A 17,463-nucleotide genomic window follows, 5' to 3' on the forward strand; every position below is an offset into this window, starting at 1 on the left:
ACTTAAAAAGCAAGCCAACTTCGGCTTGCTTTTTTTCATCTTCAAAAGTAATTTACCTGCTTAACGAGGTGGCAGTCCAAGGGCAATACGACCGTAGCGACTGATTCGTGTAATCTTCCAGGCAGGCGACCAGGTAACTTCAACCTTGACATCTTCGATACCCTCGATTTGTTTCAGACCTGCCACGATTTCGATAGGCAAGCTTTCGGCACAATCGCAGGCAGTATCGGTGAAGGTCATGACAATCTTACAGAGACCCGTTTCATCTAGATTGATTTCATAAATCAGGCCTAGATTGTAAACATCCAATTCCACATCTGTATCAAAAACCTTCTCTAGTTTTTCGATAATTTGGTCTTGTAAGGCCAAAGCACGGTCATTGATTTTGATATCCTCTCTCATTACAGTCCCTCCACGTGATAAATATCCTCTATTTTCTCATAATTCTGACAATTTGGCAAGTTTTTGATGAATTTTCTGAAAAATATGATAAAATGAAGAAAATACTGAATCAAGGGGAAGCCTATGGAGCAGATTGGAAAAGTCTTTAGACAATTACGAGAGTCAAGAAATATCTCGCTGAGACAAGCAACTGGGGGACAATTTTCGCCGTCTATGTTATCTCGATTTGAAACAGGTCAGAGTGAGCTTTCGGTAGAAAAGTTTCTATTTGCCCTAGAAAATATATCTGCCAGTGTGGAGGAGATCCTCTTTCTGGCGAGAGGTTTTCAGTATGATACAGATTCTGAGTTGAGAAAAGAAATCATAGATGTCTTGGATCCAAAGAATATAGCTCCGCTTGAGGACTTGTATCGCAAGGAGTATCAAAAGCATGCCCATTCTCAAAACAAACAGAAGCATATTTTAAATGCCATTATTATCAAGTCTTATATGAAGAGCATGGATGAAAGGGTGGAGTTAACGGCAGAGGAAGGGAAAGTCCTTCATGACTATCTGTTTTCTACCGAGATTTGGGGAATCTATGAACTCAATTTATTTTCAGTCAGTTCACCATTTCTATCTGTTTCTCTTTTCATTAGATATGTACGAGAAATGGTACGTAAATCTGATTTTCTAATGGAAATGTCTGGCAATCGAAACCTGTTTCACACTATACTATTGAATGGCTTTTTAGCTAGTATTGAGTATGAAGAATTTACCAATGCCTCTTATTTTAAACGTGTTATCGAAGAGCATTTCTACGAGGAAAATGAGACCTATTTCCGAATTGTCTATTTGTGGGCGGAAGGTCTCCTTGATAGCAAGCAAGGTAGGGTCAAGGAAGGCCAGAAAAAGATGGAAGACGCTGTCCGTATTTTTGAGATGCTTGGCTGTAACAAATCTGCCGAATATTATAGAAATACGAACGATTGTTGAATATCTGCAAACCAAGAAAATAATTTAAAATTTTAAGCGATAGAATTGTTGAGCTCTCTCGTGTCACTGGAGAAATTCTATCGTTTCTTTTTGCTCATTTCGTTTGTTGCATATATTCAAAAGTTTTCCTCTAAGATTTCTAAGTGCTATACTGTAGTCATACTTCACATAAGAACTTATACTCTTCGAAAATCAAATTCAAACCACGTCAGCTTCACCTTGCCGTACTCAAGTACAGCCTGCGGCTAGCTTCCTAGTTTGCTCTTTGATTTTCATTGAGTATTCTAACAAGAAGGGAGATTATCTATGAAACTATTGTTTAGAAATCAAGCTTATCGACTCTTGACTTTGTCACGATTCTTCAATGCTTTTGGTGCTTCGATTTTCAATCTGGTCTTTATCGTCTATGCATCGACCTTGTCACAAGCCTCCTTTGCTGTTGCTATGGCGAATATTGTCATGATCATTCCCACGCTCTTTACAGTTTTTGTAGGGATTCGGGCAGATTACACGAGGGACAAGGTCAAATGGATGGTCTATAGCGGTTTGTTTCAGGCGGTTTTATTTTTTCTAGCAGCCCTAGTTGTTCAGCAAGCTACTCTCTTTGCCTTTTCTAGCCTGTGTTTGATCAATGTCATTAGTGATGTTATCAGTGATTTTGCTGGTGGTTTGCGCATGCCTCTCATTAAGGAAAAAGTAGCTGAAGATGATCTGATGGAAGCTTATTCTTTTTCCCAGTTCATCACCTATATTTCAGCTATTGGTGGTCAAGCTTTTGGAGTATGGCTCTTAGGTTTATCGGTCAACAATTTTTCCCTTGTTGCGGGAATCAATGCCTGTTTCTTCCTAGTATCAGCCTCTGTTCTCTTTTTAGGAAAAAGTAAATTGAGCCTGTCAATGTCATCTGCTGATGGTGAATCACTAAAAAATGAGAAGCTTTCTATCAAAGACCAGTTCCTAACAATTTACCGAAATTTACGCCTTGTTTTTCTTAAAGGTGGACAGAAAAACTTTGGATTCATGATCTTTGCTGTCTTGCTTATCAATGCCTTGGGTGGTTCCTTAGGGGGCATCTACAATATCTTCTTTTTGAGCCACTCTCTCTTGAATTTTTCTTACACAGAGGCGTTATTTATCAGTCAAGTCGGTGCTTTAGTAGCAGTCATCATCAGTAGCCTTACGGGCAATGATTATTTTGGGAAGCAGTCCTTGCCTAGATTGATGATGTGGGTGACCGTAGGACTTAGTCTAGTTGGTCTGGCTAATGTATTCAATCAAGTCGTGCTTGGTTTGCTATTTCTATTTTTAACTCTGTATATGTCTGGTAAAGTTCAACCAAAGATTAGTGCCATGCTCATGAAAAATCTAGCTCCAGAAGTTCTAGCTCGTACCAGTAATTTTTTAGGTCTCTTGTTTACCTTATCCATACCTGTGGGAACAGCTTGTTTCTCACTAGTAGCCGTATGGAATATACAGTTGACTTGGATGCTATTTGTTGGTCTTTCCTTCCTGGCTATTCTTTTGACAGTTATTAATCTCAAAAATGATATCTAAATCCTAAATTTTTTCTCACTGTTTTAATCCCTCTATTTATGGTAAAATAAGACTATTAAGTTTAAAGAGGATTCCCTATGAAATTACAAAAACCAAAAGGAACGCAGGATATTTTACCTGCTGAATCTGCCAAATGGCAGTACGTTGAGGGCTTTGCCCGTGAGATTTTCAAGCGCTACAACTATGCAGAAGTGCGCACGCCTATTTTTGAGCATTACGAGGTTATCAGCCGTTCTGTCGGAGATACAACGGATATCGTAACCAAGGAAATGTATGACTTTTATGACAAGGGTGATCGCCATATTACTCTCCGTCCAGAAGGAACAGCGCCCGTTGTCCGTTCCTACGTGGAAAATAAACTCTTCGCCCCAGAAGTACAAAAGCCAAGTAAGTTCTACTACATGGGCCCTATGTTCCGCTATGAGCGTCCACAGGCAGGGCGTTTGCGCCAGTTCCACCAGATTGGTGTTGAGTGTTTTGGATCTAGCAATCCAGCTACTGATGTGGAAACCATTGCTATGGCAGCTCATTTCCTGAAAGAAATCGGCATCCAAGGTGTCAAATTGCACCTCAACACTCTTGGAAATCCTGAGAGTCGTGCGGCCTACCGTCAAGCCTTGATTGACTATTTGACACCGCTCAAGGAGACCTTGTCTAAGGATAGCCAACGTCGTTTGGAGGAAAATCCTCTTCGTGTCTTGGACTCTAAAGAAAAAGAAGACAAGGTAGCAGTAGAGAATGCACCTTCTATCTTGGACTTCCTTGATGAAGAAAGTCAAGCTCATTTTGATGCTGTGCGTCAGATGTTGGAAAATCTTGGAGTAGACTATATCATCGATACCAATATGGTGCGTGGTCTGGACTACTACAATCACACTATTTTCGAGTTTATTACTGAGATTGAGGGCAATGACCTGACAGTCTGTGCGGGTGGTCGTTACGATGGTTTGGTTTCTTACTTTGGAGGCCCTGAAACTGCTGGATTTGGTTTTGGACTTGGTGTAGAGCGCCTGCTTCTCATTCTTGAAAAGCAAGGTGTGGCCCTCCCTATCGAAAACGCCCTAGATGTCTATATAGCAGTCTTGGGTGATGGAGCAAATGTCAAGGCCTTGGAATTAGTACAAGCTCTTCGCCAACAAGGTTTCAAAGCAGAGCGTGATTACCTCAACCGTAAACTCAAAGCTCAGTTCAAGTCAGCTGATGTCTTTGCGGCTAAGACCCTCATCACCCTAGGAGAGAGCGAAGTCGAAAGCGGACAAGTGACGGTCAAGAACAACCAAACACGAGAAGAAGTGCAAGTATCACTTGAGGCTATCAGCCAAAACTTCTCAGAAATCTTTGAAAAACTAGGCTTTTAATAGTAGATAAACTGGTCAGGACCTTACTCCTGACCTTTTTCTTTTGCAAAATGACAAAAATCATAAACTTTTTGACAAATATGCTTGTCAAAAAGAAAAAGATATGTTACAATAAATTCAAGTTAAGAGAAAAGGAGAAAGGAACGATTATGTGGGCATTAGGATTTGTACCTCTTGTGATTATGTATTATATCTACCATTCCCAAAAGGTCAAGAAACTGGAGAATAAAATCAAAAGAATTGAGCAAAAACAGAAAGGAAATAAAGAAATGTCAAGATTATTAAAAGAATTGATTGGGAAGAAACCAACAATCATTGGACAAGTGTTTGGAACAGACAACTGGGAAGTTGTGGATGTTGATGAGGAATGGGTCAAGCTACGCCGTGTTGATAAAAAGGGAAAAGAAAAATTCAAACTACAACGCATTGAGGATATCCAAACCGTTGAATTTGACGGAAAGTAGGTGTGTAACATGCAACTAAAAAATCGTCTAAAAGAGCTACGGGCTCGCGATGGTCTCAATCAAACCGACCTAGCCAAGCTGGCAGGGGTTTCCAGACAGACCGTTAGCCTACTAGAACGGGATGAGTACACCCCATCCATTATCATTGCCCTGAAAATATCTCAAATTTTCAACGAAACAGTCGAATCGGTATTTCGCTTGGAGGAGGATGAGTGATGAACATGTATAGAGTGGTTTATTTTATGAGTGTTCTTGCCCTTATTGTGAATGCATTTGCTATGATTGGAACATTACTGGGTTGGTTCTATTTTGTTGAAAGTAAGTATTTGTTTTGGATTAACTTAGTCCTCTTGTCCATTTTCAATCGGTTGAAGAAAAAGGAGAAAGATGATGAACAAGTATAAAGTGATTTATTATGTAGTTGCCATAGCTCTATTAGTCAGCGTATTTCTACTGATTGGGATAGACTTAGGCTGGTTTAGTCCCTATCAAAGTAACAAATTTGTTTGGGCCTATTTTGCCCTCATACCAGTAATTGAATGGATTGAAAAGAAATCAAAAAATCTAGCAAGTGAAAAAGGAGAATGAATATGAAAAAGAAAAGGAAACGTGGATTGTTGTTTTTAATGTCTGTTGTCTTGGGAGGTTTCTTGGGCGGTTTTGTAGGGATGTTTAAGGCTGCTACCGAATCCCACGAAATTATGTTAGATGTAAAAGTCTTGATACCATGGATATCAGCTATTTGTTTAGTGTTAGGTTTCATTAGCATTTTTTTGACATTCAATTTCTTAAAGAAAAGCAGAAAATTTCACTCCTTGTATCAAGAGGAAATGGATGATGATCTGAATGAAACCTATTATGTGCAGATGTATCGGAATCTCGAGTTTGGAACTATTGCTTTTAATAGTGCAAGCGTAGCGATTTTATTGGCTCTCTTCATTTCAGGAAGTGAAGTAATTGTACTCGATATAAGCCATATAACCTTATCCCTTTCCTTTTTGGGATTAGTGTTAGTTTTAAATGCTCAAAAATATCTTTTTAAGACCATTGCGATTGTTCGTCAGTTTGATTTAGTATTTTTCTCTACACCAAAGGATATCTTGGACCATTTCGATTCTTATGATGAAGGGGAGCGCAAGGCTAATTTGGAACAGAGTTTTCTGATTTTATTCCAATTAAATAACTATGTCTTGCCAGCTTTGTACTTTCTGATTGCTCTCTTTTCCTTACTGACAGGAGAGATTCAGTTACTAGCCTTCTTGCTTGTAGGAGCAATCCATATTTATATCAATGTGATGCAGTTACCTATGGTAAAACGTTATTTCAAATAAAGGAGTTTCTATGATTCGTGTTGAAAATGTAAGCAAAAGTTTTGGGAGCAAAAAAGCTCTTCATCAGATTTCTTTTGAGATTAAGGAGGGTGAAATCTTTGGTTTTCTTGGTCCTTCTGGCTCAGGTAAAACAACCATGATCAATGTCTTAACAGGACAGTTGGCTGCAGATCAAGGTAACACAATTTTGTTAGGCAAGAATTCTCAAGATTTAACCTCAAATGATTTGGAACAAATTGGTATTGTTAGTGATGGCAGTGGTTTTTATGAAAAGATGAGTCTTTACAAAAATCTTCTCATCTATGCTAAGTTATATGGCCTCAAGGCAGATAGAGTAGTTCAGGTGCTTCAACAGGTTGGATTGGCAGATGCTAAAGATATTATTGCAGAAAAGTTATCTACTGGAATGAAACAACGAATGTTCTTGGCTCGTGCCCTTCTGAATGCTCCTAAGATTCTCTTTCTAGATGAGCCAACCAGTGGCTTAGACCCTACAACATCTAAGATGATTCATACCCTACTTCAAGAATTAAAGCAGGCGGGGACAACTATCTTTCTGACCACGCATGATATGAATGAAGCAACTCTGCTTTGTGATCGCTTATCTCTTTTGAATAAGGGTAACCTAATAGAGTATGGAAGTCCGCAAGATATCATCCAGAAGTACCATGTGGATAAGAAAGTACGTGTGGTTTATAACGACGGACGAGAACAGATAGTTCCATTTGATGAATTACCACATTTAGACACGACAGATTTGATGGTGGTTCACTCTTGTGAGCCAACTTTAGAAGAAATCTTTATCAGATTGACAGGAGAAAAGTTAGATGTTTAGAAAATTAAATGCCCTACTATGGTTAAGATTACAAGTTCTTATCAGCAATTCAACTTTGTTGGCGACTCTATTGTTGCCTTTTGGACTGGCTGTTCTATATAATGAGTTCTTAAACAAGAGTGGAGAATTGAGTACGTATTTCCTTTCTATGAGTTTGACGATGGTCTTGAGCATGGGAAGTGGTTATATGGTATCGATTATGATGGCAGAAGATAAGGAAAAGCGCAATCTTAAATCACTCATCCTAAGTGGTGTGACAGCAACAGAATATACTTTCAGTATGCTCATTCTCCCTCTGTTGATTATGTTGCTTGGAATGATTTTACTACCAATCTATTTTAAAGTGGATGTATCAGGTTACTTATTGGCCTATGTTATCTATTTGGTCTTAGCAGCTATTAGTGTTATTTTTCTCAACCTTCTAATCGGTGCAGTGTCAGATACTCAGTCTAAAGCGCAAGTTTATAGTATGTTTCCTGTGTTTATCGTCTCTTTTTTACCCATGATTGCTCTTCAAAATGATACGGTTCAGAAAGTGTTGGATTACTCTTTTATTGGTCCAATTGTAAATCTTTTAAATAAAAAAGGTGGGGAAATATCTTTTTCTAATATTGGTATGTTACTTGCCTGGGTACTTGTGTTAGGAATAGCGAACCTCTTTGTATTGAAAAATAGCTATAAAGCAAGATAGGAGATTTATATGAAACTACTTAAAAACCTCGGCTGGTTTATTCTAGCTGTTCTATCCTTTTTATTCATCTATGGCTTCATTCAGGTGCTCGCGACTACGTCGCTTGCCTTAGGTGCTTCACCCTATGCTGTTACCCTACTCTATGTAGCCTTGGCTGGAGTTTATGTGTACGGCGTTTACAAATGGTATCAGAAAGGTCCTGTTCGTATTGAGAAGAGTGGCTTCAACCGATTTATTTGGCTTCCTGCCTTGGTTTGGTTCTTATCTCTGGTTGTCCAGTTTTTCTTGCCAAATGATCCTTCAGTAAATCAGCAAATAGCGATAGACTTGACCTTGTCTCAACCACTTTTCTCATTCTTTGCGGTCGTTATTTTTGCTCCTTTGACGGAAGAACTTATCTTTAGAGGGATGTTAGCACGCTACCTCTTTCCTAAGCAGGACAATAGTAAACAAACTCTGATTTTTCTTCTGGTATCCAGTGTTCTGTTTGCCTTGATTCATTTCCCAGGTGATGTGCAACAATTTTTAGTCTATACTAGTCTTGGTTTTAGCTTGGGCTTGGCTTATATTAGCAGAAAAGGTCTAATCTACAGTATTTCTCTCCACGCTTTGAATAATTTAGTCAGCTTTTTGATGATTCTCATGCTATAATAGAATCAGGAGGTCACATGAAACGAGTAATTTTATTAGCAGTGATTCAAGCAGTTGTTCTATTTTTCATTATCGGGGCGCTAGCTTATGCCTTTAAGGGCGATTTCTTCTACAACTATTTAGCAGTTGTCTTTGCCCCTATTGCAGGTGTCTTGCGCTTTGGGACAGCTTATACAACGGAAATTGTCTTGCCTCGAAAGGCAGCTGAAATCGCTGAAAAGCGTAAAGCAGGTAACAATTCAAAATAAAAGAGTCCGGTGAACTTCATCGGATTTTTGTATGGGTGTTAATTTTTAGGGTCTTCACTTGATTTTTAAAGTCAGGCAAACTTTTCTGCTGATTTTCATGAAGAGCCTGCGCTTTTATGGTAAAATAGTAACAGAATAAAAGAGGAGAGAAAACATGAAACGTAGTATGTATGCTGGTCGTGTTCGTGAGGAACACATCGGACAAGAAATAACCTTGAAAGGATGGGTTGGCCGTCGTCGTGACCTTGGTGGTTTGATCTTTATTGACCTTCGTGACCGTGAAGGAATCATGCAGTTGGTTATCAATCCTGAAAAAGTTTCTGCAGAGGTTATGGCAACAGCTGAAAGCCTTCGTAGCGAATTTGTTATCGAGGTGACTGGTCAGGTCGCTGCGCGTGAGCAAGCCAATGATAAGTTGCCAACTGGTGCAGTTGAGTTAAATGTAACAGCTCTGACAGTGCTGAATACAGCTAAGACAACCCCATTTGAGATTAAGGATGGCATTGAGGCCAATGACGATACACGTTTGCGTTACCGTTATCTTGACCTTCGTCGTCCAGAAATGTTGGAAAATCTCAAACTTCGTGCTAAGGTGACCCACTCTATCCGCAACTACTTGGATGAGTTGGAGTTTATCGACGTGGAGACACCATTCCTTTCTAAGTCAACTCCTGAAGGGGCGCGTGACTACTTGGTACCATCTCGTGTTAATAAAGGGCATTTTTACGCGCTTCCTCAAAGTCCACAAATCACGAAACAGCTCTTGATGAATGCTGGTTTTGACCGTTACTACCAAATCGTTAAATGTTTCCGTGACGAGGACTTGCGTGGTGACCGCCAGCCTGAGTTTACCCAGGTCGACTTGGAAACATCTTTCCTTACTGAGCAAGAAATCCAAGATATCACAGAAGGCTTGATTGCGCGTGTCATGAAGGAAACTAAAGGCATCGAAGTGACGCTTCCATTCCCTCGTATGAAATACGATGATGCTATGGCTCTTTACGGTTCTGACAAGCCAGATACTCGTTTTGACATGTTGCTTCAGGACTTGACAGCAGTGGTCAAAGGTGTAGACTTTAAAGTCTTTTCAGAAGCACCTGCTGTAAAAGCCATTGTGGTCAAAGGCGCTGCGGACAATTATTCACGTAAAGACATCGACAAGATGACAGAAGTAGCCAAACAGTATGGTGCCAAAGGTCTTGCTTGGGTCAAGATTGTTGATGGAGAATTAAACGGACCAGTTGCTAAGTTCTTGACAGGCATCCAAGCAGAATTGACAACAGCGCTTGCACTTGAAGATAAGGACCTCGTTCTCTTTGTGGCGGATACGCTTGAAGTGGCCAATGCAACTCTTGGTGCCCTTCGTGGACGTATTGCCAAAGAGCTTGGCTTGATTGATAACGATAAATTCAACTTCCTTTGGGTGGTTGACTGGCCAATGTTTGAATGGTCTGAAGAAGAAGGCCGCTACATGAGCGCCCACCATCCATTCACCCTTCCACAGGAAGAGACTGCTCACGAATTAGAAGGCGATTTGGCTAAGGTTCGTGCCATTGCTTACGATATCGTCTTGAACGGTTATGAGCTTGGTGGTGGTAGCCTCCGTATCAACCAAAAAGACCTTCAAGAACGCATGTTCAAGGCTCTTGGTTTCTCATCCGAAGAAGCAAATGACCAGTTTGGCTTCCTTCTTGAAGCCATGGACTATGGTTTCCCACCACATGGTGGCTTGGCTATCGGACTTGACCGTTTTGTTATGTTGCTTGCTGGAGAAGAAAATATCCGTGAAGTCATTGCCTTTCCTAAGAACAACAAGGCAAGTGACCCAATGACACAAGCTCCTTCAACAGTAGCTCTCAAACAACTAGAGGAACTCAGCTTACAAGTAGAAGAAGATGAAACAAGCAAAACGAATTAAGCGGTGGCGCTATTATCTGCGCCGCTTTGCTCATCAGATAAAAATTTTACGTGTCTTACAAAGTATCTCTCGCGAAAAATATGATGAGAAGATTTCAGCTTCTCTGGTCTATGGATTTTTATCAGCAGTAGCGGTCAATTTCTTTTTCCAACCAGGGCATGTGTATTCGAGTGGTGCTACAGGTTTGGCACAGATTATCTCTGCCTTGAGTAATCACTGGTTTGGTTTTCATATTCCGATTTCGCTAACCTTTTACGCCATTAATTTTCCTTTGATGGTCTTGGCTTGGTATCAGATTGGCCATAAGTTCACCGTCTTTACCTTTATCACGGTATCCATGAGTTCCTTCTTTATCCAGTTTGTCCCTGTAGCGACCTTGACTGAGGATCCCATTATCAATGCCCTTTTTGGGGGTGTTGTCATGGGCTTGGGGATTGGTTTTGCTCTTCGCAACAATATCTCCAGTGGAGGTACAGATATTGTCAGCCTGACCATTCGCAAGAAAACGGGGAGGAATGTCGGTAGTATTTCTTTCTTGGTAAATGGAACCATCATGCTGATAGCAGGTTTGACCTTTGGTTGGAAATACGCTCTCTACTCTATGATTACCATCTTTGTCTCTAGCCGTGTGACAGATGCGGTCTTTACCAAGCAAAAACGCATGCAGGCCATGATTGTGACCAATCATCCAGACAAGGTAATTGAAAAAATACATAAAAAATTGCACCGCGGAGCAACCATGATCCACGATGCAGAAGGAACCTATAATCACGAAAGAAAGGCAGTTTTAATTACTGTCATTACACGTGCAGAGTTTAATGAATTTAAACAGATTATGAAACAGGTGGATCCAGGTGCCTTTGTCTCTGTATCTGAGAATGTTCATATTCTGGGACGGTTCGTTGAAACAGAAAATTAGTAACTAAAAAAACCAGCGTGAGCTGGTTTTTATTTTTCGATAATTTTATGGGCAATTAACTGACGATAACAAATTTGCTTATTGCTTTTAGCATCGTTGATAATCTGAAGGATAGTTTCAAGAGAAACACGACCAAGTTCTAAGCTATTGATATCGACATAGGCCGCCAAGTTGAGCTTGGGATTGACCGAGTCAAAGCTGAGAACAGGGACATCCAGTTGGTGCTTGGTAATATAGTCACAGACCCCTTCGGCTAGGAGACTATCGGTTGTAATGATAGCATCAATCTGTGGATCATGCTGAAAGAGGAGTGTACTAAATTGATACCCTTTTTCTTCTAAGAACTCCGTTGCAAAATAGGTCAAATTTCCATCAATAGGCAGTTGGTGTTGTTTGAGGGCGGACTCATAGCCTGTTAAACGGTCTTGCGTTACGAAGAGTCGCTTAGTCCCTCCAATGAAGGCAATTCGTTTGCAGCCTTTTTTGATAAAATATTCGGTTGCATCAAAACCAGCTTGGACATTGTCGTTGTCAACAAGAGGGATAAAGGGTGAAATGGATTTTCCTAGGATGAGGAAGGGAAACTGCTCATCAGCGACCAGCTTGACCAAGGGATCCTCCTCTTCGGCATAAAGGAAGATTAAACCATCCACACGTTTGCCGTAAACCATCTGTGAAATAGCTTTAAGGCGCTCTTTTTCATCTTTACCTGTTGCAATCTGAATGGCATAGTGGTTTTCAGATGCGACTTGGGCGATACCACGGAGGACAGATGGGAAGAAAGGATTTTGATAGAAGGCGTCTGAGTCGTCAGGAAGGACCAAGCCGATAACTTGGGTATAACTGCTTACCAAACTACGAGCGTTGAGGTTGGGGTGGTAATTGAGCTCCTTCATAGCCTTGCGAACACGTTTTTTTGTTTCGTCGCTAATGGTTGATTTGTTTTGAATAACACGGGTTACGGTTGAAGGTGAAACACCAGCAGCCTTGGCCACGTCTTTAATCGTAACGGGCATAAAAATCTCCTATTTATGGTAATCTGGATCACGGAAATGCGTTTTATAAAAGATAGTGACCAGATACAGAACAAAAAGAATGTTTTGTACAGTAATCAGGGTTGTCATATTTTGGCCAAATAATCCCAAAATAAGCGTAATCAGAGTTGGTAATCCTAAACAGTTCAAGATAAAATGGTAGCACTCTTTAAAGGTCCTAAATGAAAAGAGGCGTGATTTCTTAGTGATATAAAGGAGAAGACTCGCTCCTAGAGAGACAATGAAGAAATTCAAACCAAAGAGAAAGCTGGCACCGAGAACTAGGAAGAGACTGATATAGACACGATTCTGCTGATACCAGTCTTTAGAAATCGCTTGTGTCAAGCTGTCTTTGTTTTTGAAACTATCAGTCTGAATCGCTCGGTAAGAGACACGGGTCAGTTCTTTACTTTCCTTGCTGATGACGAGCTCATTCGTATCGAAATGCAGTTGCAAGTCCTTAGGTAATTCCTTGCTTTGACTTGGACCGATCACAATAGAAGGCTCTTGACTAGCTGTTCCAGTATAAGTTAATTTGCCATCAACAATTGTAGCGTGTTCAGAGAGATCCTGTACAACCTTATCTGTCAATGGTTCATAGACATTATCGATAAAGGTTTCTAGCGGATAAGTCTCCTGCGAGCTGTTTTGGATGGCAATAGGTACCATAGATAAGCTGATAAGGAAGATACTGGTAAAGAGAAGTTGGAACCAGTTGAGTCCGAAACGTTTGGACAGGGGCTTACGAAATCCCCAAATACTTGAAAAATAGGAAAATGGATATGGAAGCATAGGTATCTTTCTAAAAGGTGTTTTCTATATGAGTATTATTATATAGAGAAATGTGCTTTATTTCAAGTCTAGGAGAAAAATTGCTTGTTGTAAGGGTATTACTTACAGTAACAATCGCTAATACTCAATGAAAATCAAAGAGCAAACTAGGAAGCTAGCCGCAGGTTGCTCAAAACACTGTTTTGAGGTTGTGGTTAGAACTGACGAAGTCAGTAACCGTACTACGGCAAGGTGAAGCTGACGTGGTTTGAAGAGATTCTCGAAGAGTATAAAATGAAAAAGGGTGGCGGGGATATATTATCCCTTGTCGCCACCACTTGTAAGTCCTGAAACAAAGTTCTTTTGTAGGAAGAAGAAGAGAATACAGATTGGAAGGGCGATGAGGATAGCACCTGCTGAGAAGTAGGCAATCTTCATGTTTTTCACATTGCTAACGAAGGTTTGGAGACCTACGGCAACAGTAAAGTATTCTTTCTCACGAAGCAAGAAACTAGAGAGGATATAGTCTCCAAAAGGTCCCATGAAGGCCCAGAGAGCTTGTACGGCAACCATTGGGCGAACAAGTGGAAGAACAATTTGCCAGAAGCGGCGGAAGTGTCCTGCACCGTCTAGTTTTGCAGATTCGTCTAGAGACATTGGCACTGTATCGAAGTAGCCCTTCATGAGCCAAGCATTCATCGGGATACCCCCACCAACATAAAGGAAGATGAGGAACCAGCTGTGGTTAAGGGCGTTCAACATAAGTGCCATAACGAAGAAGGCAGTCAAAGCGGCCATTGTTGGCACCATTTGGATAATCAAGAAGAAGACCAAACTTTGTTTACGAGCCAAGAAATTGTAACGGCTATAAGCATAACCAGCAAGTACGATAATACTTGTTTGAACAGCCATAGTAATTAAGGCGATAATCAAAGTGTTGAGGTACCAAGTACCGTACAAGGTTTCAGTGAAGAGACCTTTAAAGTTATCAAAATTGAGGTCGATATTAGTATCTAGTTTAAAGGCTGAGACGTTACCTGCTTTAAAGGCTGACATGATGGTAATCAAAAGTGGATAGATAATCACGATTGATAGGCCAATTAAGTAGAGGTAAGTAAGGGTTTGAGTCAGTCTACGTTTGAGTTTAATTGAGTTATTCATCTTAGACATCCTCCATATCAAATGCGTGTAGTTTCTTGAATGCGATCATAGAGATTGAGATGACAATGATAGAGATAATCAAGGTAACAGCTGCCGCCATTGAGTATTGAGGAGATGTACCTGTTGTCAAACGGTAGATCCATGAGATCAAGATATCTGTTGAACCAGCTCCCCCTCCGACACTACCAGGACCTCCACCATTGAAGAGGTACATGATAGAGAAGTTGTTAAAGTTGAAGGTGTATTGGCTAATCAAAGTAGGTGCCGCAACAGCCAAGATCATTGGGAAAGTGATGTTGCGGAATTTTTGCCAAGCATTGGCACCGTCAATATAAGCTGCTTCATAAAGGTCGTTAGGAATAGATTGCAAGATACCCAAAGTCAAAACGTAGATATATGGGAATCCAAGCCAACCTTGCATCATAATCAAGGCAACCTTAGTCCAAGTAGGGTCTGTTTTCCAAGGGATAAGAGCCCCATCAAGGAAAGGAAGGAATTTAGCAAAGATCGGCAAGACTTGAGTGTTGATAGCACCGACACTATCATTAAACATATTTGAGAATGTCAAGATAGTGATGAAGGCTGGGACAGCCCAAGGAAGAAGGAAAATAACACCGAAGATGCGTTTTCCTTTGATAAATGGTTGGTTAGCAATGATAGCTGTGAAGATACCAATCACGATCTGTAAAGTTGAGGCAGATAAAGCCCAGATGATAGTCCAAGAAAGAACAGAACCAAAGGCAGAACGGAAGGTACTCAAGCTCCAGATGTTTGTAAAGTTGGTCAAACCAACCCAGTCCAACAATTTGTTTGGTGGCAAGTGTTGGAAGTCGTAGTTGGTAAAGGCGATCATCAAGGTTACGATAACTGGGAAGATAATCGCAAAAGTCATGGCAATGTAAGATGGAATGATTAAGAGGTAAGGGAAACCATTCTCATAGATTCCTTTGACCATTTCTTTAAAGGTAAGTGCTACTGGAATACCATTATTAATGTGTTTGGCAGTTGTATGTGCATCTTTGATATTTGCGAAATAAAAGAGTACATAAACAACTACAAAGATTAAATGGAAGGCACCGCGAATCAGCATGAAGAGGGAATTATCACGACCTGGCTTGTCACCAAGAGTGATGAGGTTGCTCAATTCAGGGGCTGCAAGTGCTAGGAAATAAAGGACAAATACGATGGTTACACCAAGGAAGATAAAACCTTTGGCTTTTTGTTTATTGTAAATCTGTCCTAACCCAGGAATGATAGACAGCAGGGCTGCTCTACTAGGTTGTTGCTTTTCCATAATAACTCCTTTCATAGGATACTGGTTTCTAATCAAAACCTAAACTATATATGTTTTTTATTGATAAATTCAAAGGGGGATTTGAATTCCACCCCCCTTGAACAAATTTTTTATTCACCAAATTTTTGTTTGATTGTTTCTTTGATCAATGTTACAGCATCGTTAGCAGCTGTTTTAGCATCTTTCTTACCACTTACAGCTTCAAACAACATTGTTTTAGCTGGGTCCCAAACAGCTGACATTTGAGAGATGTTTGGCATTGGTTGGGCATTCTTGAACTGTTTGATAACAGCTGTTGTCAACTCATCGTTTTTACCTTCAGCGTATGAACGAGCTTCAGTGTTAGCTGGGATTTCGTTAGTTGTATCGTAGAAGGCTTTTTGTTCTTCAGTTGAAACAAGGAAGTCTACAAATTTTTGAGCAGCTTCAAGGTTTTTAGTGCTTGATGGGATGATCCAAGCTTTACCACCACCGAATGCTGCGTAGTCTTTTCCGTTTGGAAGAGTTGGGATAGTTGCAACACCGTAGTTTACTTTAGCGTCTTTGAAGGCTTTAGCTTTCCAAGGTCCGTCAATGATAGCAGCTGTTTTACCTTCTTGGAATTGAGTTTGGATTAGGTTTCCAGCTCCTTCAGTATCTTGCATACCTTTAGGCCATTTTTCATACCAAGATTTAGCGTATTCTACACCTTTGATAGCGCCGTCGTTGGCAAGACCGATGTCTTTAGCATCTTTACCGTTTTGTCCGAATACGTAACCGCCGTTACCAGCAAGAAGTCCGTATGCAAAGTAGAAGTTTGTCCAGTCAGCTAGGAAAGCAGAAGTTTTTCCATCTTCTCCAGCGAATGCGTATTTGCTATCTTTAGCAAGGTTTTCCAAGTCAGCAAATGTTTTTGGAGCTTCTTTTACCAAGTCTTTGTTGTAGTACATAACAAGTGACTCGATAACGGCAGGAGCACCGTAAACTTTACCGTCAGCAGCTGTTACAAGAGATTTAGTTTTATCATCTGTTTTAGCGCCGTCGCTCAATTTAACTTCTGAAAGTTGGCCGTCAGTACCAAGGCTACCTACACGGTCGTATGGTGCCATCATAACGTCAGCAGCTTTACCAGATTGGTTATCTAGAGAAAGGTTGTCAAGACCACCCATTTGGTCTCCGGTTTTGATAGTCACTTTTACGCCAGCTTCTTTTTCGTAAGCTTTTGCAGCTGATTCAGCAAAAGCTTTGTATTGGTCTTCAACGTAAAGAGTGATTTCTTTTGCTTCAGATGAACCAGCATCAGCAGCTTTTTCAGCAGGTTTGCTTCCGCAAGCTACCAAAAGCAAGCTAGCAAGTGTAGCAGTTCCAAGCACAGCAGCGCTCTTCATGAATTTAGATGACATAGTGTATTCCTCCTAAAGAATAACAAATTTTATAATGAGGAAACGCAAACGTTTTCCTTTATGGGACTAGTATAGCACAATTGGAAAGCGGTTGCAAGTGTTTTTTGTAAAAATTTTAAAAAAAATTCACGAAAAGGGTAAGCGTTTTATTTGTTTATAATAGTAGAAAATCCCAAAAATCGGTTTTGTTTTAAATTTAAAAAAAGTTGGGAAAACGATTGCCTAATTTACAAATGGAAAGTAGAGAGGATTCTCACTTTATTTTTGCTTAATAAGATAAGTGAAAGCCTTATTCCTATTTTGTTTGCTTCCTGAAAGAATATATATACGAGTAAGAAGAAAAAATTTTTAAAAAATAATCAAAAAAGTTATTTAAAACCGCTTGCATTTATCAAGAAAATAAGCTATACTAGTAATAGCGCAAACGTTTGCGTTCATAAAAATGTAATATCTAACTATAAACACACGAGGTGCT

At 40.2% G+C, this 17,463-nt stretch carries 20 protein-coding genes; 14 read left to right on the forward strand and 6 right to left on the reverse strand.

The annotated features are described in order from the left end of the window. Positions 1–60: 60 nt before the first annotated feature. Complete coding sequence (locus tag B7696_RS03570; RefSeq protein ID WP_001206380.1) at positions 61–402, reverse strand: metal-sulfur cluster assembly factor; 342 nt, start codon at positions 400–402, stop codon at positions 61–63. A gap of 123 nt (positions 403–525) precedes the next feature. Here B7696_RS03570 and rgg point away from each other — a divergent pair, with 123 nt between their 5' ends. From rgg to B7696_RS03645, 14 genes are all read left to right on the forward strand, one after another. Then, on the forward strand, positions 526–1,377 hold the full coding sequence (gene rgg, locus B7696_RS03580) for a quorum-sensing system transcriptional regulator Rgg (protein ID WP_084862183.1): 852 nt from the start codon (positions 526–528) through the stop codon (positions 1,375–1,377). A 306-nt stretch (positions 1,378–1,683) separates the two neighbouring features. Continuing rightward, positions 1,684–2,931 carry an MFS transporter gene (locus B7696_RS03585; RefSeq protein ID WP_084862186.1) on the forward strand — a complete coding sequence of 416 codons (1,248 nt, stop codon included), beginning with the start codon at positions 1,684–1,686 and terminating at the stop codon, positions 2,929–2,931. A 77-nt stretch (positions 2,932–3,008) separates the two neighbouring features. Continuing rightward, a complete protein-coding gene (gene hisS / locus B7696_RS03590; protein ID WP_049492662.1) occupies positions 3,009–4,289 on the forward strand; it encodes a histidine--tRNA ligase in 1,281 nt (426 codons plus the stop codon). Beyond that, positions 4,289–4,753: a hypothetical protein gene (locus B7696_RS03595; protein ID WP_045606585.1), complete on the forward strand. Its 465-nt coding sequence runs from the start codon at positions 4,289–4,291 to the stop codon at positions 4,751–4,753. Before hisS ends, B7696_RS03595 begins: the two co-directional genes overlap by 1 nt. 9 nt (positions 4,754–4,762) lie before the next feature. Continuing rightward, a complete protein-coding gene (locus B7696_RS03600) occupies positions 4,763–4,969 on the forward strand; it encodes a helix-turn-helix transcriptional regulator (RefSeq protein ID WP_001176231.1) in 207 nt (68 codons plus the stop codon). Continuing rightward, the gene (locus B7696_RS03605; protein WP_045606587.1) at positions 4,969–5,157 is read left to right on the forward strand and encodes a hypothetical protein; all 189 of its coding nucleotides are present in this window, start codon (positions 4,969–4,971) and stop codon (positions 5,155–5,157) included. Before B7696_RS03600 ends, B7696_RS03605 begins: the two co-directional genes overlap by 1 nt. After that, on the forward strand, positions 5,144–5,341 hold the full coding sequence (locus B7696_RS03610; protein WP_045606589.1) for a hypothetical protein: 198 nt from the start codon (positions 5,144–5,146) through the stop codon (positions 5,339–5,341). The genes B7696_RS03605 and B7696_RS03610 overlap by 14 nt, the downstream gene beginning before the upstream one ends. Before the next feature lie 2 nt (positions 5,342–5,343). Further along, a complete protein-coding gene (locus tag B7696_RS03615; protein WP_192856279.1) occupies positions 5,344–6,084 on the forward strand; it encodes a DUF3169 family protein in 741 nt (246 codons plus the stop codon). Positions 6,085–6,094: 10 nt separating this feature from the next. Further along, on the forward strand, positions 6,095–6,919 hold the full coding sequence (locus tag B7696_RS03620) for an ABC transporter ATP-binding protein (protein WP_084862190.1): 825 nt from the start codon (positions 6,095–6,097) through the stop codon (positions 6,917–6,919). After that, a complete protein-coding gene (locus tag B7696_RS03625) occupies positions 6,912–7,610 on the forward strand; it encodes an ABC transporter permease (protein WP_020903388.1) in 699 nt (232 codons plus the stop codon). The genes B7696_RS03620 and B7696_RS03625 overlap by 8 nt, the downstream gene beginning before the upstream one ends. Positions 7,611–7,619: 9 nt before the next feature. Beyond that, complete coding sequence (locus tag B7696_RS03630; protein ID WP_084862192.1) at positions 7,620–8,261, forward strand: CPBP family intramembrane glutamic endopeptidase; 642 nt, start codon at positions 7,620–7,622, stop codon at positions 8,259–8,261. Between the two features lie 17 nt (positions 8,262–8,278). Continuing rightward, positions 8,279–8,509 carry a hypothetical protein gene (locus tag B7696_RS03635; RefSeq protein ID WP_000832185.1) on the forward strand — a complete coding sequence of 77 codons (231 nt, stop codon included), beginning with the start codon at positions 8,279–8,281 and terminating at the stop codon, positions 8,507–8,509. A gap of 154 nt (positions 8,510–8,663) precedes the next feature. Beyond that, entirely contained in the window at positions 8,664–10,427 is a 1,764-nt protein-coding gene (aspS, locus tag B7696_RS03640) for an aspartate--tRNA ligase (protein ID WP_084862194.1), read from the forward strand. Then, positions 10,405–11,346 (forward strand): YitT family protein, encoded by a 942-nt coding sequence (locus B7696_RS03645; RefSeq protein ID WP_084862195.1) that lies wholly within the window; start codon positions 10,405–10,407, stop codon positions 11,344–11,346. The genes aspS and B7696_RS03645 overlap by 23 nt, the downstream gene beginning before the upstream one ends. Positions 11,347–11,375: 29 nt before the next feature. Here B7696_RS03645 and B7696_RS03650 read toward each other — a convergent pair whose 3' ends face one another. The 5 genes from B7696_RS03650 to B7696_RS03675 all read right to left on the reverse strand — a co-directional run bounded on the left by B7696_RS03650 (position 11,376) and on the right by B7696_RS03675 (position 16,988). Continuing rightward, positions 11,376–12,362 (reverse strand): LacI family DNA-binding transcriptional regulator, encoded by a 987-nt coding sequence (locus B7696_RS03650; protein ID WP_084862197.1) that lies wholly within the window; start codon positions 12,360–12,362, stop codon positions 11,376–11,378. 9 nt (positions 12,363–12,371) lie between these two features. Next, positions 12,372–13,172: a DUF1189 domain-containing protein gene (locus tag B7696_RS03655; RefSeq protein WP_084862199.1), complete on the reverse strand. Its 801-nt coding sequence runs from the start codon at positions 13,170–13,172 to the stop codon at positions 12,372–12,374. 297 nt (positions 13,173–13,469) lie between these two features. Then, positions 13,470–14,312 carry a sugar ABC transporter permease gene (locus B7696_RS03665; RefSeq protein WP_004236955.1) on the reverse strand — a complete coding sequence of 281 codons (843 nt, stop codon included), beginning with the start codon at positions 14,310–14,312 and terminating at the stop codon, positions 13,470–13,472. A gap of 1 nt (position 14,313) precedes the next feature. Continuing rightward, positions 14,314–15,606 (reverse strand): sugar ABC transporter permease, encoded by a 1,293-nt coding sequence (locus B7696_RS03670; protein ID WP_084862200.1) that lies wholly within the window; start codon positions 15,604–15,606, stop codon positions 14,314–14,316. A 110-nt stretch (positions 15,607–15,716) separates the two neighbouring features. Next, complete coding sequence (locus B7696_RS03675; protein ID WP_084862202.1) at positions 15,717–16,988, reverse strand: extracellular solute-binding protein; 1,272 nt, start codon at positions 16,986–16,988, stop codon at positions 15,717–15,719. Positions 16,989–17,463: the final 475 nt, after the last annotated feature.

The organism is Streptococcus mitis (assembly GCF_002096815.1).
GTDB classification, from domain to species: Bacteria; Bacillota; Bacilli; order Lactobacillales; family Streptococcaceae; genus Streptococcus; species Streptococcus mitis_AD.